The 20,240-nt window shown below is 69.4% G+C and carries 15 protein-coding genes; 9 read left to right on the forward strand and 6 right to left on the reverse strand.

Going from position 1 to position 20,240, the window contains the following annotated elements:
* The first annotated feature begins 104 nt into the window (after positions 1-104).
* The 6 genes from VIR15_RS11130 to VIR15_RS11155 all read left to right on the forward strand — a co-directional run bounded on the left by VIR15_RS11130 (position 105) and on the right by VIR15_RS11155 (position 10,536).
* A complete protein-coding gene (locus VIR15_RS11130; RefSeq protein ID WP_331927540.1) occupies positions 105-3,494 on the forward strand; it encodes a DEAD/DEAH box helicase in 3,390 nt (1,129 codons plus the stop codon).
* Positions 3,495-3,582: 88 nt separating this feature from the next.
* On the forward strand, positions 3,583-5,037 hold the full coding sequence (locus VIR15_RS11135; protein WP_331927541.1) for a DUF3375 domain-containing protein: 1,455 nt from the start codon (positions 3,583-3,585) through the stop codon (positions 5,035-5,037).
* Positions 5,034-5,672, forward strand: coding sequence for a DUF4194 domain-containing protein (locus VIR15_RS11140; RefSeq protein ID WP_331927542.1), 639 nt, complete (start codon positions 5,034-5,036; stop codon positions 5,670-5,672). The genes VIR15_RS11135 and VIR15_RS11140 overlap by 4 nt, the downstream gene beginning before the upstream one ends.
* Positions 5,665-9,036: an ATP-binding protein gene (locus VIR15_RS11145; protein WP_331927543.1), complete on the forward strand. Its 3,372-nt coding sequence runs from the start codon at positions 5,665-5,667 to the stop codon at positions 9,034-9,036. Before VIR15_RS11140 ends, VIR15_RS11145 begins: the two co-directional genes overlap by 8 nt.
* Positions 9,033-10,286 carry a Wadjet anti-phage system protein JetD domain-containing protein gene (locus VIR15_RS11150; protein WP_331927544.1) on the forward strand — a complete coding sequence of 418 codons (1,254 nt, stop codon included), beginning with the start codon at positions 9,033-9,035 and terminating at the stop codon, positions 10,284-10,286. Before VIR15_RS11145 ends, VIR15_RS11150 begins: the two co-directional genes overlap by 4 nt.
* A gap of 4 nt (positions 10,287-10,290) precedes the next feature.
* Positions 10,291-10,536, forward strand: coding sequence for a DUF8836 family protein (locus tag VIR15_RS11155; RefSeq protein WP_331927545.1), 246 nt, complete (start codon positions 10,291-10,293; stop codon positions 10,534-10,536).
* A 3-nt stretch (positions 10,537-10,539) separates the two neighbouring features.
* On the opposite strand, the gene VIR15_RS11160 is transcribed toward VIR15_RS11155, so the two are convergent.
* Positions 10,540-11,151: a TetR/AcrR family transcriptional regulator gene (locus tag VIR15_RS11160; RefSeq protein WP_331927546.1), complete on the reverse strand. Its 612-nt coding sequence runs from the start codon at positions 11,149-11,151 to the stop codon at positions 10,540-10,542.
* A gap of 200 nt (positions 11,152-11,351) precedes the next feature.
* Here VIR15_RS11160 and VIR15_RS11165 point away from each other — a divergent pair, with 200 nt between their 5' ends.
* A complete protein-coding gene (locus VIR15_RS11165; RefSeq protein WP_331927547.1) occupies positions 11,352-12,962 on the forward strand; it encodes an MFS transporter in 1,611 nt (536 codons plus the stop codon).
* Between the two features lie 206 nt (positions 12,963-13,168).
* A complete protein-coding gene (locus tag VIR15_RS11170; RefSeq protein ID WP_524538097.1) occupies positions 13,169-14,935 on the forward strand; it encodes an immune inhibitor A domain-containing protein in 1,767 nt (588 codons plus the stop codon).
* Between the two features lie 125 nt (positions 14,936-15,060).
* On the opposite strand, the gene VIR15_RS11175 is transcribed toward VIR15_RS11170, so the two are convergent.
* The gene (locus VIR15_RS11175; RefSeq protein ID WP_331927551.1) at positions 15,061-15,552 is read right to left on the reverse strand and encodes a VOC family protein; all 492 of its coding nucleotides are present in this window, start codon (positions 15,550-15,552) and stop codon (positions 15,061-15,063) included.
* 136 nt (positions 15,553-15,688) lie between these two features.
* Between VIR15_RS11175 and VIR15_RS11180 the strand changes: the two genes are divergently transcribed.
* Complete coding sequence (locus VIR15_RS11180; protein WP_331927553.1) at positions 15,689-16,351, forward strand: VOC family protein; 663 nt, start codon at positions 15,689-15,691, stop codon at positions 16,349-16,351.
* On the opposite strand, the gene VIR15_RS11185 is transcribed toward VIR15_RS11180, so the two are convergent.
* The 4 genes from VIR15_RS11185 to VIR15_RS11200 form a co-directional block, all read right to left on the reverse strand.
* Positions 16,321-16,971 (reverse strand): bifunctional 4-hydroxy-2-oxoglutarate aldolase/2-dehydro-3-deoxy-phosphogluconate aldolase, encoded by a 651-nt coding sequence (locus VIR15_RS11185; protein ID WP_331927555.1) that lies wholly within the window; start codon positions 16,969-16,971, stop codon positions 16,321-16,323. The two genes, VIR15_RS11180 and VIR15_RS11185, sit on opposite strands and share 31 nt — an antisense overlap.
* Complete coding sequence (gene manD, locus VIR15_RS11190; RefSeq protein ID WP_331927561.1) at positions 16,961-18,190, reverse strand: D-mannonate dehydratase ManD; 1,230 nt, start codon at positions 18,188-18,190, stop codon at positions 16,961-16,963. Before manD ends, VIR15_RS11185 begins: the two co-directional genes overlap by 11 nt.
* A complete protein-coding gene (locus tag VIR15_RS11195) occupies positions 18,187-19,722 on the reverse strand; it encodes a UxaA family hydrolase (RefSeq protein WP_331927557.1) in 1,536 nt (511 codons plus the stop codon). Before VIR15_RS11195 ends, manD begins: the two co-directional genes overlap by 4 nt.
* Positions 19,719-20,240, reverse strand: a 522-nt coding sequence (locus tag VIR15_RS11200) for a carbohydrate kinase family protein (RefSeq protein WP_331927559.1), incomplete at its 5' end; no start/stop codon positions are given. The genes VIR15_RS11200 and VIR15_RS11195, both read right to left, overlap by 4 nt.

A 20,240-nucleotide genomic window follows, 5' to 3' on the forward strand; every position in this document is an offset into this window, starting at 1 on the left:
GGGAAACGACCTCGTCCGCCCTCCCGCGCGTCGGCGTGGTGGCCGAGACGGCTGCCCGTAGGCTCCCTGTGGAACGGCCCCGGGATGGACGATGGAGGACTGCCGTGAGTGTGGCCGCGAATCAACAGGCCCCCTCGTGGATCGACTGCCTCGATCCCGACCGCCTCCGATCAGATCTGGACAGGCCCACGGTCGAGCGCGGCGAGGCGTACCAGCGTCAAGGCCGGGTGGGACGGCACACCGTCGGCCGGGACGGCACCGTCATCGTGGCGCACGTGCGTGGCAGCCGAAGCCGTTCCTACACCACGACGGTCCGGCTCGACTGGCCCGAAAGGGTCGACGGCCTGGACTCTGTCGCCGATGACGAGATCGAGTGGGCGAGCAGCTGCACGTGCCCGATGGCCGAGGACTGCAAGCACGTCGTCGCGGCGATCTTGGAGGTTCGCGGACGCGGGCGTGCGCCCGTCGGCAGCGCCCCCACGTCACTGCCGGCGAGCCGGCCGACCTGGGAGGCGCTCCTCGACCCCATCGTGCGCCCAGATCATCCGGCCCACGCCCCGCAGACGACCGCCGCGCCTCTCGGCATCCTCGTCGAGCTGAGCCAGCCCCGGAAGGGGCAGGGCACGCCGCAGCCTCGACTCACGCTTCGTCCAGTCGCCCCCGGAGCCAACGGCGGTTGGGTGCGCGGCGGCATCGGCTGGCACGAACTCGACTACGGCCACCGTGCGCGGGGCTCGAACCCGGAGCACCGGATGGCCCTTCGCGCCTTCCAGGCCTGGGAGCGGAGCAGGAGCTCGCCCTACTCTTACGGGACGAGCCAGGCCATGCAGGTCGACGGGCTCGGGCCGATGTTCTGGCGGTTGCTCGACGACGCCCTCGCCGCGGGCGTGTCCCTCGTCACCGGCAATCGTGGTCAACACCAGGTGCGCCTGGCTCGGGACCCGGTGACTGCCCTCCTCGACCTGACACGCACCAGCGCCGGTGACATGACCTTGACTGCGAGAGTCACGCTCCCGGACGTCGCAGGCGCACTGCACTTCATCGGGTCGCCACCGCACGGCGTCGTCGCCGCGGCGGGCGGCGGGCTCGTGCTCGCCCGGTTCGCGGCACCGCTCGAGGCGCACTTGGCCGAGCTGGTGGTCCAGCGTGGGAGCGTCCGTGTGCCGGCCACCGACGTCGACCGCTTCCTGTCGCGCTACTACCCAGCGCTGGTGCAACGCGCCACCGTGCTGTCGACGGACGGCAGCGTCGTGCTGCCCGAGGTGCTGCCGCCCCTTCTGGCTCTCCGCGTCTCCTTCGAGGAGGACCACCGCGCACGACTTCGGTGGACCTTCCGTTACCGCGTCCACGGCGACGCCGTCGACGTGCCGCTGCTGCGTGACAGCGTCCACGACGCGGACGCGGCAGCCGTGCCCCGCGACGCCGCCGCCGAGGAAGAGCTGCTCGCCAGCCTTGACGTCCTCGAAGCCGTCTCGGGCCTACGCATCCCCAAACCCGGGCTGACTCGGCTGGCCGTCGTCGTCGAGCCGGAGCTCGCGGGGATGGACACGGTGCGCTTCCGGCGCGACGTGCTCCCGGTGCTGGAGCACCGCGATGACGTCGAAGTCACGATCGAGGGCCGCGCCCTCACCTACTCCGAGAACCTCGCACCCCCGGTCGTCTCGGTGTCGACGCGAGACCCCGAGCCCGACGACCTCTTCACCGTTGCCTCCACGAGCGACGACGGTCCCCTGCTCGACTGGTTCGACCTCGGGATCGACGTGACGGTCGACGGGCACCCCGTGCCGCTGATCCGTCTGCTCGCCGCCCTCGCCACGGACGAGGAACACCTCATCCTCGACAACGGCACGTGGTTCTCGCTCGATCTCCCGCAGCTGCGCACGCTCCGCCGCATCGTCGAGGAGGCGCGCGCCCTGCAGGACCCCGAGTCGCAGACGCTGCGAATCAATCGGTACCAGGCCGGGTTGTGGGCAGAGCTTGTCGAGCTCGGCGTCGTCGCGCACCAGAGCGAGCGGTGGGCCCGGTCCGTCGGCGCCCTCCTCGCTCTCGAGACGGTGCCACACCCCGACGTCCCACCGGGTGTCGAGGCGCGGCTGCGCCAGTACCAACTGGACGGCTTCCACTGGCTGTCCCTGCTCTGGGACCACCAGCTTGGCGGGATTCTCGCCGACGACATGGGCCTCGGCAAGACGCTCCAGGCCCTCGTCATGGCCGAGCGGGCACGGCTTGACGGCACCCTCACACCGGATGCGCCCATCCTCGTCGTCGCGCCGACGAGCGTCGTCTCGGCGTGGGTCCGCGAAGCCGCCCACTTCACGCCCGGCCTGCGCGTCGTCGCCCTGACCGAGACCGAGCGGCGCTGTGGCACGACCGTCGTCGAGGCGACGCGCGAGGCCCATGTCGTGGTGACCTCCTACGCACTCTTCCGCATCGACGAGGCCGGCTACCGCGCCCGCGCATGGCAGGGACTGGTCCTCGACGAGGCACAGGTCGTCAAGAACCACCAGGCGAGGACATATGCCGCCGCCCGTCGGCTCCCGGCGCCGTTCAAGCTCGCGATCACGGGGACGCCGCTCGAGAACTCGCTCATGGACCTGTGGGCGCTGCTCTCGATCGTCGCACCGGGCCTGTTCCCCTCGCCCACCCGCTTCAGTGAGCTGTTCCGCAAGCCCATCGAGTCCGGCACGTCACCCGAACTGCTCGAGACGCTGCGCCGACGGATCCGGCCGCTCATGCTGCGCAGGACGAAGGAGTCCGTGGCGCCCGACCTTCCGCCGAAGATCGAGCAGGTCGTTCCGGTCGTCCTCAACCCGCAGCACCGACGCATCTACGACCGGCACCTCCACCGCGAAAGGCAACGCATCCTAGGCCTGCTCGACGACGTGGGCCACAACCGCATCGCCATCCTCCGGGCCTTGACGAAACTGCGGCAGCTCAGCCTCGACGTCCACCTCGTCGATTCCGACGCCCCTGCCACAGTGCGCTCGAGCAAGGTCGACGCACTGCTGGACCAGCTCGTCGAGGTCGTCGCGGAGGGACACCGATGCCTGGTTTTCAGCCAGTTCACGAGCTTCCTCGGCATGGTCCGCTCGCGCCTCGCCGACGAGGGGATCGAACACGTCTACCTTGACGGCCGCACCCGCGATCGCCCCAAGCGGATTGCTGCCTTCGTCGAGGGCTCCGCGCCCGTCTTCGTCATCAGCCTCAAAGCCGGCGGGTCCGGCCTCACGCTGACCGAGGCCGACTATGTCTTCGTCCTCGACCCATGGTGGAACCCGGCGGTCGAGGCACAGGCCATCGACCGCGCCCATCGGATCGGTCAGGACAAGACCGTCATGGTCTACCGTCTGGTGAGCGAGAGCACGATCGAGGAGAAGGTGCTCGAGCTCCAGGAACGCAAGCGCGAGCTGTTCGCCCGAGTCGTCGACGACGGCGGGCTCATGGCTGCGCCGCTGACAGCGGACGACATCCGGGGCCTGCTGGGGGCGGACTGACGGCCCAGGCACCCCGGGCGCCGTGCCGACATGTCCCTTCGGGTGTCGGCGGGCTCACCTATGCTCCTTTGATCGGAAGGGGGTCTGGGTGCTGTCCCACGACGAGCTGAGCCTGCTGCGCGACCGACATCCCGCGTGGCGGCTGCTGCGTGCTGCCAACGCGCCGCTCATCGTCGGCTTCCTCGGCCGGACCTTCGTCGAGGACAACGTCCGGGTCCTGACCCAGCGCGAGCTGGTCAGCCACCTCGACGACGAGCTCTACGCCCTGCGGGAACAGCTCGGCGAGGACGCCTATCCGAAGTCGGCCGCCGCCTACGTCACCGACTGGGCCAGCCCGGAGTCCGGCTGGCTGCGCCTCTACTACCTCGAGGGCAGTGACGAGCCGCACGTAGATGCGACGCCGGCGCTGGAGAAGGCGGTGGCCTGGGTCGGGACCCTGCAGGAGCGTGCCTTCGTCGGCACGGAGTCGAGGCTGCACACACTCGTCGGCCTGCTGCGGCAGATCGTGCAGGGAAGTGACACCGACCCGGAGCGCCGGCTGGAGCACCTTCGCGCCGAGCGGGCCAGGCTGGACGACCAGATCGCACGGGCCGAGTCCGGTGAGATCGAGGTGCTCGACCCGACGGCGCAGCGCGACCGCTACCAGCAGTTCGCGAGCACAGCGCGTGAGCTGCTCTCGGACTTCCGTGAGGTCGAGGTCAAGTTCCGGGCGCTCGATCGACAGATGCGCGAGACCATTGCTGGCTGGGACGGGTCGAAGGGCGAGCTGCTCGACCAGCTCCTCGGCGACCGCAACGCGATCTCCGAGTCCGACCAGGGCCGCAGCTTCCAGGCGTTCTACGACTTCCTCCTGTCCGCCGAGCGGCAGGAGGAGCTGGGGCAGCTGCTGGACGAAGTGCACCGGCTCGAGTCGATCGTCGCCGACGAGCGGGTGCGCCGTATCGACCGCGATTGGCTGAACGCCGCCGGTCGCACCCAGGCGACCGTGCGGACCCTCTCCGACCAGCTCCGCCGCTTCCTCGACGACAAGGTCTGGCTCGAGAACCGGCGCGTCATCGAGCTGCTCCGGGGCATCGAGAGCACCTCGGTCGCCCTGCGCGATGCCCGTCCCGACCTCGTGATGGAGCTCGATGCGACGCGCCCCGAGATCGCCCTGCCGTTCGAGCGCCCGCTCTATGTGCCGCCGGCGCCTCCCCGGATCGACAGCACCGTGACCGGAGCGGCTGAGTCCGCCGAGACCGCTGCCCTCTTCAGCGTCGACCACGTCGACCACCAGCGCATCATCAGCCAGATCCGCGCGGCGCTCCAGCGTCGCGCGCAGGTCAGCCTCGCGGACATCATCGACGAGCATCCTGCCGAGCAGGGCCTGGCCGAGCTCATGGCCTACTTCGCCCTCACCGAGGACGGCATCGACCTCGTCATCGATGACGACGCGCGCCAACGGGTCGAGTGGGTAGCCGACGACAAGACCCGGCGCGAGGCTGACATCCCGACCCTCCTCTACGTCCGACACGACCAGTCGCCCGCGAAGGACCCGCCATGACCACTCTCGCCGCCCCTGCTGCGGGGCTCCCCGACGACGCGCTCGACCTTTCGCGTGTCGTGATCCCGCTCCTGCGCGGCGTCATCTACCAGTCCGACAACCCGGCCATGTGGTCTCTCCTGCGTCGGCACCAGGCCCGGGTCAAGGACCACATGGCCGTCATGGGGCTGGCGCTCGTCATCGACGAGGCCGAGGGCTACGCCCACCTGCGGCAGCTCGACTACGACGACGTCGACATCCCGCGGCTCATCCCACGTCACCGGCTGTCCTTCCGCGTCAGTCTGCTGCTCGCCCTGCTGCGCAAGCGGCTCGCCGAGTTCGACGCGAGCAGCAGCGACCCGCGGCTCATCCTCACCCGGGACCAGATCGCCGAGCTGCTCCGCGTCCACCTGCCGCAGAGCACCAACGAGATCCGACTCACCACCGACGTCGACACGCTGGTCGCCAAGGTCGAGGCGCTGGGTTTCCTTCGCAAGGTCACCGGTCAGGAGCGCACCTACGAGGTCCGTCGCATCCTCAAGGCCTACGTCGACGCGCAGTGGCTCGCGGAGTTCGACGCGCGTCTTCGCGAGTACCTCGCCACCCTCGAGCCAGAAGCGACGACCTCCGACGACGTGGAGCCCGCACATGGATGAGCTACCCCTCGACGAGCAGCTCGGAGCCGCGGGCTACCGCCTCGACCATGTCGAGGTCCTCGGCTGGGGCACCTTCGACCGGGCCGTGTGGCGATTCGACCTCGACGGGCACACCTCCCTGCTCACCGGGGACATCGGCTCGGGCAAGTCCACCCTCGTCGACGCCATCACCACCCTGCTCCTGCCCGCCAACCGGATCTCCTACAACAAGGCGGCAGGTGCCGAGACGCGCGAGCGCAGCCTCCGCTCCTACGTCCTCGGCTACTGGAAGTCAGAGCGCAGTGAGACGACGGGCATGTCCCGGCCCGTCGGGCTGCGCGATCACACGTCACACTCGGCGATCCTCGCGGTATTCCGCAACGAGCGGCTGGGCTCGGCGGTGACGCTCGCCCAGGTCTTCTGGATGCCCGACGACCATGCCGGCCAGCCCAACCGGTTCTACGTCGTCGCCGAGCGCGAGCTCGGCATCGTCAGCGACCTCAGTGACTTCGGCACCGACGTGACCGCGTTGAAGAAGCGGCTCAGGAGTGCCGGCATCCCACCGCACAACAGCTTCCCGGATTACGAGCGCGCCTTCCGCCGCGCCCTCGGCATCCCGTCGAGCCAGGCGATGGAGCTGTTCCACCAGACCGTGTCGATGAAGTCGGTCGGCAACCTCACCGACTTCGTCCGAGCCCACATGCTCGAGCCCTTCGACGCCGCAGCCGACGTCCGCAAGCTGATCGGCCACTTCGAGGACCTCACCGCCGCCCACGACGCGGTCATCAAGGCCCGCACCCAGCTCGCCGCGCTCGACCCCATCGTCACCGGGTGCGACGAGGTGGACCGGATCCGCACCAACCTTACTGAGGCGACCGACGCTCAGCAGGCCCTGCGGTATGCCGCCGCCACCGTCACGCTCGAGCTGCTGGCAGGAGAGCTGGCGGGCTCCGAGGAGAAGCTTGCCGCCGAGCAGGAGGCGCACGATCGCGCTACCGCCGCGGTCGACGCGCTGCGGGCTGAGCAGCAGGGCCTGCGGGATGCTCGCGCAGGCCACGCCGGCGGAAGGGTCGGTGCCCTCGAGGAGGCCAGGCAGCGGCATACGGCCGACAAGGAGGCCCGCGCCAAGCGCCACCGCACGTGGGGGGACGACCTGGCCGTGGCCGGACTCGAGCGGCTGGCTGACCCGGGCCAGTTCGCGCGCGTGCGCGCGGAGGCTCTCGATGCGCAGTCCGCTGTCGAGGACGAAGCCCAGCGAGTCGCGGACGAGCTGACGACGCACGCGGTCGCCAGGCATCGGCTGCGGGAGGAGTCCGACGAGATCCGCGCCGAGCTGATCAGCCTGGCCCAACGCCGTTCGAGCATCCCCCGCGAGCTGCTCGCCCTGCGTGAGCGCCTCTGCAGCGAGACGGGCGTCGCTGAGAACCGGCTGCCGTTCGTTGGCGAGCTGATCCAGGTCCGCGCCGGCGAGGACCGGTGGCGAGGGGCGGCCGAGCGCGTGCTGCGCGGGTTCGCGCTCTCGCTCATCGTCGGCGACGACGACTACGCCCGGGTTGCCGGATGGGTCGACAATCACCACCTGGGCGCGCGTCTCGTCTACCACCGGGTCCGCGTCGACGAGCGCCACGTCCCTGCACCGCCCGTGAGCGGGACCTTGGCCGCGAAGCTCGAGCTGCGCCAGGGCCCGTATGCCGCTTGGCTCGCGACCGAGCTCGCCGCCCGGGCCGCGCACGAGTGCGTCGAGAGCATGGAGGACTTCCGGCGCGTGAGCCGTGCCGTCACGGTGCGTGGCCAGGTCAAGTCGGGCAGCCGTCACGAGAAAGACGACCGCCGTGCGGTCGATGACCGGTCGACATACGTCCTCGGCTGGGACAACAAGACGAAGCAGGACGCGCTGCTCGAGCGCGGAGCCCGCATTCAGGAGGAGCTCAACCGGATCGACGATGCCCGCCGGGCCGCCGAGGCTCGGCACCATGACCTCCGGTCGCGGGGTGAGGCGCTGACCCGAGCCCTCGTCGTCGACGACGTCCGTGATGTCGACTGGTGGGCCAGCGCGCGGGCGCTCCAGGAGGTCGAGCGGGAGTTGGCCCTGCTCGTCGAGGCGTCCCGCGAGCTCGCCGCGATCGAGGCGCGGATGGAGGACGTCGAGGCGGAGCTCACCGCGGCCGAGCAGCGCCGGACCGAGCATGACCGCGCCATTGGCGGACTCGAGGGACGGCTCCGGGATCTGGAGGTGCAGCGGGTGCGCAACACCGAGCTGCTCGCGCCGCTGTCCGACGCCGATGCGCCTGCCGTCCAACGGGCTGCGGCCGTCCTGCGTGGCCGTGGCGTCGGGCGGGTCGAGGACATCGCCGGTGTCGTGGAGGAGCTGCGGGCCGAGCTCGTCGACCAGTCCGCGACACTGTCGCGTCGGCTGAGCAGCGCAACATCGCGCACGGAGCGGGCCATGGACGCCTTCCGGCGCGATCATCCCGCAGAGACGACTGACATGGACGCCAGCATCGAGGCCGCTGCGGAGTTCCGGGAGTTCCGCGAGCGGGTGGCTCGGGACGACCTGCCGCGGTTCGAGGCGGACTTCAAGCGGTACCTCAACCAGAACACGATCCGTGAGATCGCCGGCTTCCAGACTCGGCTCAACCAGCAGTCGAAGGAGATCACCGAGCGAATCAGGGTCATCAACGCGTCACTGCGCGACATCGACTACAACACCGACCGGTTCATCCGGCTCGACGCCGTGCCCACCCCGCTCACCGAGGTCAGGGAGTTCCGGGCCCAGCTCCGGGCGTGCACCGAAGGGGCTCTGTTGGGCGGTGTCGCCGACGACCTGTACTCGGAGGAGAAGTTCGAGCAGGTGCGCGAGCTCATCGCCCGATTCAAGGGGCGGGAGGGCTTCGCCGAGCACGACCGGCAGTGGACCGCACGCGTCACGGACGTGCGCAACTGGTTCGTCTTCAACGCGTCGGAGCGGTGGCGCGAGACCGACCAGGAGCACGAGACGTATGCCGACTCCGACGGGAAGTCCGGTGGCCAGAAGGAGAAGCTCGCCTACACGATCCTCGCCGCCTCGCTCGCCTACCAGTTCCGGCTCGATGCGTCGGGTGGCTCAGGCCGGACCTTCCGATTCGCGGTCATCGACGAGGCCTTCGGCCGGGGTTCCGACGAGTCCACTCGCTTCGCCCTCCGCCTCTTCGCCCGGCTCGGCCTGCAGCTGCTCGTCGTGACGCCACTCCAGAAGGTGCACACCATCGAGCCCTTCGTCCGGCGGGTCGGCTTCGTCGACAACCCGGGCGGCCGCTCATCACGCCTGCACAACCTGACGATCGAGGAGTACCAGCAGGAGCGCGCCGGGGCGGCGCTGACCCGGGCCGGTGAGCGCCAGTCATGAGTTCTGCCCGCGGCCCTGGTTCGCCGACGTCGTCGCGTCAACGATGGTCGACGGTCGACGACATCAGGGCGGCCCTCCAGCGGCGGTGGGACCGCGGCGAACTGCTCCGGACAGTCGTCGCCAACCAGTCCTGGGAGCCGATCCGGGTGCCTTTCAAGACGCCAAGTGCCCGGGAGCTGGCCAGCGATTTCGGCGCCGTCCAGGAGTGGGCGGTCCGGCTCCACCGGGCCGCGGACGCGGGGCGGTCCCCCGCGTTCCGACTCGAGGAGCGGCGTGTCGGTGGACGACTCGTCGGCGCGAACGCCGTGCCGGCAGCCGCCTGGTTCGACGAGCCCGAGCAGGTCTGGCGGCTGCTCGGAGTTGCCCATGAGGTCTCGGCTCTGGCCGGGCTGCAGGAGGCGTCGGCGTCTTCGCATCCGGCGATCGCAGAGTGGGTGGCCGAGCATCCTCTGCGGGCGCTAGCGCACCGGGCGATCTGGCCGAAGGTCACGGCGACGGTCCTGTGGCTGCGCTCGAGGGTGGGGACAGCGGCATACCTCCGCCAGATCGACGTGCCCGGCGTGGACACGAAGTTCATCGAAGGCAATCGGACGCTCCTCGCCGAGCTGCTCGACGCCGTCATTCCGGGCGCTGCTGACGAATCGCGCTCGCCCGGAAGGCACTTCGCGCGGCGCTACGGCTTCAGCGACAAGCCTGCCATGACGAGGGTCCGGTCACTGGACGGCAATCCCCTCTTCGGTGGGATCACCGATGCGCTGGTCAGGGTGGACGAACTGGCCGGGATACGCCTGCCCGCTCGACGCGTCATCGTCGTCGAGAACGAGGTGACCTTCCTGGCACTGCCATTCGTGCCGGGGGCCATGGCGTTCTTCGGGGCCGGCTTCGACGTGCTGCGGCTCGGACGCATTCCCTGGCTGCACGGCCGCGACGTCGTCTACTGGGGCGACCTCGACACCGACGGCTTCGTCATCCTCGACCGGCTTCGGGGCCAGCTGCCGCACGTGCGCAGCGTGCTCATGGATCTCGACACCCTCATGGCCCATGAGAGCCAATGGACGACCGACCCGACCCCGTCACGCGCGGTGCTCGAGCGGCTCACGCCGGATGAGGCTGCGACCCACCGGGTGCTGCGCGACAACGAGCTGGGGACGTCGCTCCGGCTGGAGCAGGAGCGCGTGAACTACGCCCGCATCGTCGCCGCCCTCGAGGCTGCGTGGACTGCGCGGGCGACTCACACCGGGTTAGCGTGAACACGTGCGAGGAGATCGAGTTGAGGTCGTCATCGACGCCGGGGGCGAGGTGCGAATCTACGAGATCGAGGCGACACGCAACGGGCGTCGCGTCGAGATCACGACTACCCGGGGGGTCGTCGAGGTTGCCGAGGTCACCAGAGGTGGCACCCCCGTGCGCACCGCACGGTTCATGTCGAGCCGCGTCCTCGCGCTCGTCGAGCACCCGGCAAGCGAACCACCCATCGGTCAGCAGGTCATCGGGCCGTGACCCTCAGGAGCCCAGCAGCGCGTGCCAGCTGTCGGTGAGCTCCTCGAGCATCTGCTCGCGGCTGAGCTTCCAGTCCGCCTCGCCCCAGTGCTGCGCCACGTAGTCGAGCTGCGACATGGCGAGCACCCCGCGGAAACGGCGCTGGTGCGGCTGGAAACGGTCGGCCTGGACGAGGCCCTCCTCTATGTCGCCGATCGCCTCGGCCAGCCAATGTTCCACGAGGTCACGCAGCTCGGGGTCGACCGCGGCGGCATCCCGGCCGATCCGGATGATCGAGTGGATCGACGGCCAGCGGTCGGCGGTCTGCGTGAGCCAGCCGAGGATGACTTCTCTCCGTCCATCCCGGACGGCTGCCACGAGGTCCTCGGCGGTGGACCCACGGTGAGCGGACCGGATCCGCTGGAGACGCTCATTCAGCTTCTCGTCGATCAGTGCCCTCATCAGGTCGCTGCGCGAGGGGAAGTAGGCATAGAAGGTCGCCCTCGTGGTGCCGGCCGCCGTGGCGATGTCGTCCACCGTCGTGGCGGCATACCCCCTGGCGCTGAACAGCTCGAGTCCAGCATCGAGCAGTAACCGGCGGGTCATCTGCTTCTGCGCTTCGCGGAGGCTCACCACGCGTCCAACACTACGGCTCGGCTCCGGTGCCGCTACGTCGCCGTGGCGTCGTTGTCGCCGCCGTCTTACATATCGTTCAAATCCTTGACACTACGTAAAGGCATCTGTCACCTTGCACGTCTAGGTGACCGGCCTCGCGCCCCCCGCGGCCGTCAGGACCTGGAACCACGGTGCAACCCCGCAACCCACAGGAGCCAACGATGAACCACATTCCCGTGCCCAGGCGCGGCTACACCGCCACGGTGGTGGCCGGCTCGTTCGCCGTGCTGTTGGCGCAAGTCGCCTACTCCCTTCCCGGCGCCCTGAACGGCACGTTCCAGCAGGAGTTCCAGACCACGGGCGCCCAGCTGACGTGGATCACTGCCGCCTTTGCCATCCCCATGGTGGTCTTCGAGCTCACCACCGGCGTGATCGGAGACCTGTTCGGCCGCAAGCGACTTCTGCAGGCCGGTGCGGCACTCACGGTGGTGGGCTCACTGATCTGCGCCGTGGCCGCGACCGTCCAGGTCATGTGGGTGGGCCAGGTCGTGGCCGGACTCGGCGCGGCCATTCTCTATCCCATCTCGCTGGCCATGATCGCCGCGCTCGCGCCGAACAGCGACGCCCGCGCCAAGGCAATCGCACTTTGGGCTGGCTTCCTGTCGATCGGTGCGGCGATCTCACCTCTCATGGGCGGGGCCTTCGCCGCAAGCGGTAACTGGCGCGGTGCCTACGTCGTCGTGATCGTGGCGGCCATCGCTTCGATCCTGATCACCACCAGGGCCACCGACTCCTCGGCACCCGAGGGCCGCAAGCTCGACCTCCCGGGTCAGGCGACTCTGGCCCTCGGCCTCATCGCCGTGCTCTACGCCGCGACCCAGGGCTCCGAGTCGGGCTTCGGAACGCCGATCGTCGTCGCTGCCCTCGTGGCGGGGGCGCTGCTGCTCGCCGCCTTCGTCGTCATCGAGCTCCGCACGGAGTCCCCGCTGCTGCACCTGCACCTGTTCGCCAACCGCCCCTACGCCGTGGTTGCGATCGCGACGGTCATCGGCATGTTCGCCTTCCTCGCTACCTGCTTCTCGATGAGCATCTGGCTGGGCGCCATCCAGCACCAGAACGCGCTGGTGATCGGTGTGCTGTTCCTCTTCATCCAGGGTCCCGCGTTCGTGCTCGTGCCGGTGGTGTCCCACCTGATCCGCAATGTGCCGGCGCAGTGGATCCTCACCGGCGGCTTCGCGCTGATGGCCATCGGCGGGTTCTGGCCCTCGACCTTCGACGTCCAGGACATGAGCTGGACTCGCTTCATCGCTCCCATGCTCATCCTCGGCTGTGGCTTCGCGCTCACCGTCGGCTCGATCACCGCCGTCGCGATCAACACGGTCCCGATCCGGCTCGCGGGCATGGCCAGCGCCACCACGAACCTGCTGCGCGACTTCGGGTTCGCGCTCGGCCCGGTCCTCATCGGCGCCGTGGCCTTCAGCAAGGCAAACGAGTGGATGCTCGAGAAGGTCGGCCCAGCCATCGGCGCCTCCGGCCTCGAGCCGCCGTACTCGGACATCGCGGGCGGCATCGCCCACGAGGGCGGCGCCATGGCGATCAACTCCATGCCCGTCGTCCCCGGCGCGGGTCCAGACATGCCCCCCGTCCCTATGCCGGAACAGCTCCAGCAGCTCGCGTTCGAGTCTCTTGGCAGCGCTTACAACACGGCGTTCCTGCTCGCCGGCCTCTGCGCCCTGACCGCCGCGATCCTGACGCTGGTCGGGCTCATCGGCCATCACGAGTCGTCGGCCGAGGTGGAGAGTGGCGAGTCGGAGGACCTCGTCGCTGTCTGACCCGCATCGCATGGACACAGCAGCGGGGACGCCGACGGCCATCGGGGTCCCCGCTCCGCGTCGCGACTCGGGCGAGTTCAGCGGGCGCTGCGCGTAGGTTTGTCCTAGTCTCCGGTCAACTGCCCCAAAAAGGCAGCTGCGTCCGTTCCAAGCCGGGCGCGCCTGACGCGACAGGTCCTGCAATGGAGCAGGAAAGAGGAGTTGAGATGCGGCACACCAGATCCCGAATTCTCGTGGGCGCAGCAGTCGCTGCGGCTTCCGCCCTAGTCCCCGCCATGGCCGCGAACGCGGTCCCGGACGCGGAGGACACCGTCGCCCAACGCGTCGATGACCGCCCGGACGACCAGAGCGACGCCCGACGCGCCCTGATCGAGGAGGCTGTCGCCAAGGTCATCAATGGCGAGGCCACGCCAGTGACCAAGGGCGCGGGCAAGGCTGTCCAGGTCTCACCGGGCCAGTGGGCGCAGTACGGCCTGCAGTCCACGGACAACATCCTGACGTTCCTCATCGAGTTCGGCGACCAGATCGACACGCGTTTCCCGACGGCCCCGGCCGGCCCGGTGCACAACGCGATTCCGGAGCCCGACCGGTCGGTGGACGACACGACCTATTGGGTCGAGGACTTCAACCGCGACCACTTCCAGGACATCTTCTACGGTGACGGCGAGTCCATGACGAGCCTCTACCGCGAGATGTCGAGCGGGCGCTACACCGTGCATGGCGACACGTCGGACTGGGTAACCGTGCCCTACAACGAGGCGAGCTACGGCCAGACCGAGAGCCAGGCCGACATGACCCGCTTCATCCAGGACGGCGCCAATGCCTGGTACGCCCAGCAGAAGGCGAGCGGCAAGTCAGACGCCGAGATCACGCAATACCTCCAGACGTTCGACCAGTGGGACCGCTACGACTACAACAAGAACGGCAACTTCAACGAGCCGGACGGCTACATCGACCACTTCCAGGCAGTGCATGCCGGCGAGGGCGAGGAGGCGGGAGCCCCGGAGTGGGCGATCTGGTCGCACCGCTGGTCCGTGGGTCAGCGCGCGGCTGGCGGGCCCACGTGGAACCGCAACGGCGGCGTCCAGGTCGGTGACACCGGCTTCTGGATCCGGGACTACACGACCGAGCCGGAGAACGGCGGACTCGGCGTGTTCGCCCATGAGTTCGCCCACGACCTCGGGCTCCCGGACCTCTATGACACGAGCGGTGGCGAGAATGGCACCGGGTTCTGGACGCTCATGAGCTCCGGTTCCTGGATGGGCCACGGTCAGGACACGATCGGCACGACGCCCAACCACATGGGCGCGTGGGAGAAGCTGCAGCTCGGCTGGCTCGACTACGCCACGGTGGCCCACGACCAGGAGGCGACCCTGACCCTTGGCCCGTCGATGCACGCCAACAAGAAGGGCCAGGCGCTCATCGTCACGCTTCCCGAGGACGCCAACGGCCGCGACCGCTTCTACATTGCCGAGAACCGGCAGTATGCCGGGTACGACTCGACGCTCAGGGTCGGACCGTACAACTTCGGCTGGCTCGAGACGAAGCCCAACTGGGTGGAGCACTTCCCCTACCAGGACGGGCTGCTGATCACCTACTGGAACACCGCGGTGTCGAACAACAACACCAGGACGCACCCCGGGACCGGCCGTATCCTGCCGATTGACGCCCGACCAGCTGCGCTGACGTGGAGCGACGGCACGGTGGCCCGCAACCGGATCCAGTCCTTCGACTCGACCTTCGGAGTCGAGCGGACCGACCCGATCTCGCTGCACCGGGAGACTGCGGCTGGCATGACGACGCTGCAGGTTCCGGCCCAGGCGCCTGTCTCGACCTTCAACGACAGCGACCCCGAGCGCTACTACGACGCCGCCAACCCCATGGGTAGCGTCAAGGTCGCTGGCGTCGGCGTCACGATCAAGGTGGTGCAGACCAACAGCACCGGCAAGATGACCGTCCAGGTCAACGGCTGACCACGACCACCTCGTCGGCCCGGGCGTCCCACGTGGGTGCCCGGGCCGACGGCGTCTCCGGACTGACGCGCTCCTGGTTCCTTTGCCGATCCACCGTCGTCCTGACGTGTTCGGGCGGCGGGCCCTCAGACGAAGATGCAGAAGGGATGCCCCTCCGGGTCGGCGAAGACGTAGAGCGGCTCGTCCTCGTCCGCTGAGCGATCGAAAAGGATCGTGGCGCCCAGTGAGAGCGCGCGATCGCGCTGCCGCGTCAGGGCCGCGACGTCCGGCACCGTCATGTCGAGGTGGAGCATCTGTCGCTGGCGAGTCGCGTCGTCTGCACCATCCGCGCCGTTCTCGGGACGCCATGTGGGGCGGACGTAGTCATCGGTCGCCTGGAAGGCGAGGCCACGACCGCTCGTCGCGTCGCCCGGACTGGGGCGCAGGACGAGCCAGTCCTCGCCGCGCGGATCCGGCTCCCCCGGCGCAGGTGGATCGTCGCCCGGACGATAGGCGTAGCCGAGCAGCTGGCGGTAGAACTCCGCGAGCACTCGCGGGTAAGGGCAGTCGAGGACGACCTGCCGAACAAAGGGAAAATCATCCGCGCCCCCGGCTCCTCCGGGACCCAAGTTCGTCATTCCTCGACCCTACGACCGTCAGGTCGGAAGCTCCTTGGTGAGCCAGCCAGGGCGATTCGTCCACGGATGCGCGTGACCGAGCCCAGCGGCATACGGCATCGTGGTCGTCGCACTGCTGAGCGCTGGGAGGCTGGCGATGAGCGAGACGGGTTGGAAGGCGTTCGTCACTGGGGAGGGCGTCGAGGACTGGGTGGTGCTGCACGGCGGCCCCACGGCCGCGTTCCGCACGGCCTCGCTCCAGGACGCCGCGCAGCTGGCGGCAGCGATCGCCGAGGTGCCGGGCCTCGAGGAGGCCCAGTCCGTCCTGACGGTGGCTGACCGGCACGTCTCCGTGCGGCTGACCCGCGACCTCTGGAGGCTCGAGCCCGGGCATGTCGAATTGGCCCAGGCGGTCTCCACAGTCGCCCGGGAGCATGGTGCCCGTGCCGATCGCGCTTTGGTGCAGGAGGTCCAGCTGGCGATCGCCGCCCAGCCGCCGGGGATCGACGTGCGGTTCTGGCGGACAGTCCTCGGTTACCGCGCCCTCGCCGATGACGCCGCGACCGACCCACTGGGGCACAGCTCGACGGTGTGGCTGCAGGAGCTCGATCCGGCCAAGTCCTTGCGGCACGCGATGCACGTCGACGTGTCCGTCGCGCGCGAGCATGTTGCCGCTCGGGTCGAGGCCGCGCTCGCTGCCGGTGGCACGGTCGTGGACGAGTCCGCGCAGCACTGGACCCTGTCCGATCGTGCCGGCAACCGCGTGTGCGTCACCGCCTGGCCGGACGGCTATCCCGACCCCACCAACCCGTCGGCTTGAAAGCTGGCCACCGCGCGTGCCAGCTCCGTGATGTGCGCCCAGTCCCGTGCCGCCAGCGCGGACGGTGGGGCGAGCCAGGACCCACCGACACAGGGGACGTTGGGCAGGGCAAGGTACTGGGCAGCGTTGCCGGCGGACACTCCCCCGGTGGGACAGAAGCGCAGTTCGGGCAGCGGGCCTGCGACGGACGCGAGGAACGGCGGACCTCCACTTGCCGCGGCTGGGAAGAACTTCAGAAGCCGCAGCCCTCGCTCGGCGAGCGCCATCATCTCGGTGACCGTGCTCGCTCCCGGTAACAGCGGTACACCGGAGGCCAGCGCCGCGTCGAGCAGCCCCGGGGGCGAGCCCGGAAGGACGATGAACGACGCTCCGACCCGGCTGACCTCGGTGATGTGCTTTGGCGTGGTGACGCTTCCTGCGCCAACGAGGACGTCGGGAACTTCTGCTGCCACGCGCTCGATCGCCTCGAGCGCTGCCCGGGTCCGTAGGGTCACCTCCATGACGGCGACCCCGCCAGCGGACAGGGCACGCGCCAGCGGTACGGCCTGGGCCGCGTCGTCGATGACGACCACCGGCACCACGGGACCGACACCGTAGAGCGGGTGGCTGTCACCAGTCATGAATCGTCCCGTCCTTGAGCCGGCTGAAGGGCAGGTACGCGGCCTGATAGGGGAACTGGGCCGCAGCCTTCTCGTCGAGCTCGACGCCCAACCCTGGTTGGTCGCCAGGATGCAGATAGCCATCCTGGAACGTGAACGTCTGCCGGAAGACCTCGTTGGTGAGTTCGTTGTGCGGCATGTACTCCTGGATGCCGAAGTTGTGGATGGCCAGATCGAGGTGGAGCGCCGCCGCCATCCCGACCGGGGAGATGTCGGTTGCCCCGTGCATTCCCGACTTGACCTGGTACTGAGCGGCGAAGTCCATCAGCTTGCGCATCGGAGTGATCCCGCCGGCGTGCGTCACCGACGAGCGGACGTAGTCGATGAGCTGCTCGCGGATCAGGGTCTGGTAGTCCCAGACGGTGTTGAAGACCTCCCCGATCGCCAGGGGCGTGGTGGTGTGCTGCCGTACCAGCCGCAAGGCCTCCTGGTTCTCCGCGGGGGTGCAGTCCTCCAGCCAGAACAGGTCGTACGGTTCGAGCGCCTTGCCCAGCCGGGCGGCCTCGATCGGCGTCATCCTGTGGTGACCGTCGTGCAGGAGTGGCAGTTCGGGGCCGAACGCATTACGGACCGCCTCGAACACTCCCGGGATATGTCGAAGGTAGGCCCTTGTGTCCCAGTCCTCCTCTGCCGGCAGGGGGCCGCGCTGGGCGGGCTCGTAGTGGCCGTTCTCTCCCTTGGTGGCCGGCGTTGCCGGGACGCCGTAGACGGCGTTGAGGCTGGGTACGGACGTCTGAACCCGGATGGCCCGGAAACCCAGCTCCAGGTGGTGACGCATCGAGTCGAAGAGCTGCTCCAGGTCTCGCCCCGAAGCGTGTCCGTAGGCCCTGATCCCCCTCCTCGACGCACCGCCGAGCAGCTGGTAGAGCGGCATCCCGGCAGCCTTGGCCTTGATGTCCCAAAGGGCTGAGTCGACGGCCGAGATGGCGGACATGGTGACCGGGCCTCGACGCCAGTAGGCGGATCGGTAGAGGAACTGCCACGCGTCCTCGATGTTCCGGGCGTCGCGCCCGAGGAGCAGCGGAACCACATGATCACTCAAATAGGACGCGACGGACAGCTCTCGACCGTTGAGGGTCGCATCCCCGAGCCCGGTCAGCCCGTCCTCGGTGGTGACTTTCAGGGTGACGAAGTTGCGGCCGGGGCTCGTGACGAGCACGTCCGCGGCGACGATCTTCACAGCACCGCCCCCAGTTGCCACGGAACGAACTCCTCGCCGCCCAGCCCGAGTTCCTCGCTGAAGGTTCTCCGACCCGACGCGGTGTCGAGCAGCAGGTCGTACACGCGCGCGCCCATCTCCTCCAAGGACACGCCGTCCTCGACGACGCCTGAGCAGTCGAGGTCTATGTCGCCCGCCATCCGCATCGCCAGACCGGAATTGGTCGCGAGCTTGACCGTCGGCACCGGCCGACTGCCGAACACCGAGCCCCGGCCGGTGGTGAAACAGATGACGTTCGCGCCGCCGGCAACCATCCCCGTGACCGACACCGGGTCGTAGCCAGGGGTGTCCATGAAGACGAATCCCGGTCGCGGGATGGGGTCGGCATACCCGCAGACGGCGGCCAGTGGGCTGCGGCCACCCTTGGCAACAGCGCCGAGCGACTTCTCGAGAATGGTGGTGATGCCGCCCTCCTTGTTGCCGGGCGACGGGTTGCCGTCAAGCGTGGTTCCCTGTGAGGCGGTGTACCGCTCCCACCAGTCGATCCGGTGGAGCAGCGCCTCGCCGACCTCCGGCCGAACAGCTCGCTCTGCCAGCATCTGCTCAGCTCCGTACACCTCTGGCGTCTCGCCGAGCACGCTGGTCCCGCCCGCCGCGACGAGCAGGTCGCTCGCCACCCCGAGGGCAGGATTCGCAGTGAGGCCGGAAAACGCATCCGACCCGCCGCACTGCAGCCCGAGGACGAGATGCTCGACGCCGACCTCCTCGCGGCCCGTGCCGCACAGGTCCTGAGCCATCCCGCGGACCAGCGTCTCGCCCCGGGCGATCGCAGCGGCCGTCCCGCCCGCGTCCTGGATCGTGAACGACTCGACCGGAAGTTCGCCGTCGAGGCCCAGGTCGGCCATCAGCGCGCTGACGGCGTTTACCTCGCAGCCCAGGCCGAGCACCACCAGGGCGCCGATGTTGGGGTGACGGGCGTAGCCGCGCAGGGTCCGCTGGAAGACGTCCCATCCCTCGCCCCGGCTGGCCATGCCACATCCGGTCCCGTGGGTCAGTGCCACGACACCGTCGACGCCCTGGCCATGCAGCGCCGCCACCTCGTCCTCGGTGCGACGCACGATCTGTCGGGCGACTGTCGCGGAGCAGTTGACCGTCGTCAGGACGCCGACGTAGTTGCGGGTGGCGATGGCCCCGGATGGGCGCCGGATCCCGGCGAAGGTGCGGCGCAGTCGCTCCGGGATGGCGGGGAGGCCCTGCGGCGAGGCGCCGCCAGACGCGAGCGCGGACGCGCTCTCAGGCATCGCCAGGTTGTGCACGTGGACGTGGTCGCCGGCTCGGATCTCGGCGGTTGCCACTCCGATGACGTGGCCGTACTTGCGAACCAGGCTGCCCGCGGAGATGTCGTGCAATGCCACCTTGTGGCCTCTGGGTATCCCGGTGTGAACCCTCAGGGCGCCGCCACCGGGGGCGGCAAGCGTCGCGCTTGGGTCGATGTCGTTACGGGCGATGGCGACGTCGTCGCCGTCGCTCAGTCGCAGCAGGTAGTCAGTCATTGGCGGTTCAGCTCCTCAACCGGCCGCGCGGCGGCCAGTGCTGCTCTCGTTTCGGTGAGCGTGGGGACACGACCGGTGCCGCCCTGACCACCGACTGACAGAGCGGCGGCCGCTGTGGCGAGAGCGACCGCGTCGAGCAGCGGGTCGCCCAGGGCGAGCCGCGCGGCGAGGGTGCCGGCGAGGCAGTCTCCGGCTCCGGTCTGGTCCACGAGGACGGGGGCGGGGACGCCGGGCACCGCGGTGACAGATCCCTCCGCCGCGACGACTGCACCATCCGGCCCGCGCGTCAGGACCACCGCGCGAGGGCCAAGGGCGGCAAACCCCCTGATGGCGTCCTCAAGACTCGCGTCGGCTGCCAGCCCGAGCAGGTGATGGGCCTCGTCAGGCCAGGACGGCGTCACGACGTCGGCGAGAGGTGCGAGCCGGTGCAACACGGCCGCCGCCGCGAACGGGGTCGTCAGCCGGGGGCGGAAGTTCGGGTCGTACACGAACCGGCGGGCGACCTGGGCCGCCCTGGC

It is taken from the genome of Intrasporangium sp. (assembly GCF_036566125.1).
Taxonomy (GTDB): Bacteria; Actinomycetota; Actinomycetes; order Actinomycetales; family Dermatophilaceae; genus Intrasporangium.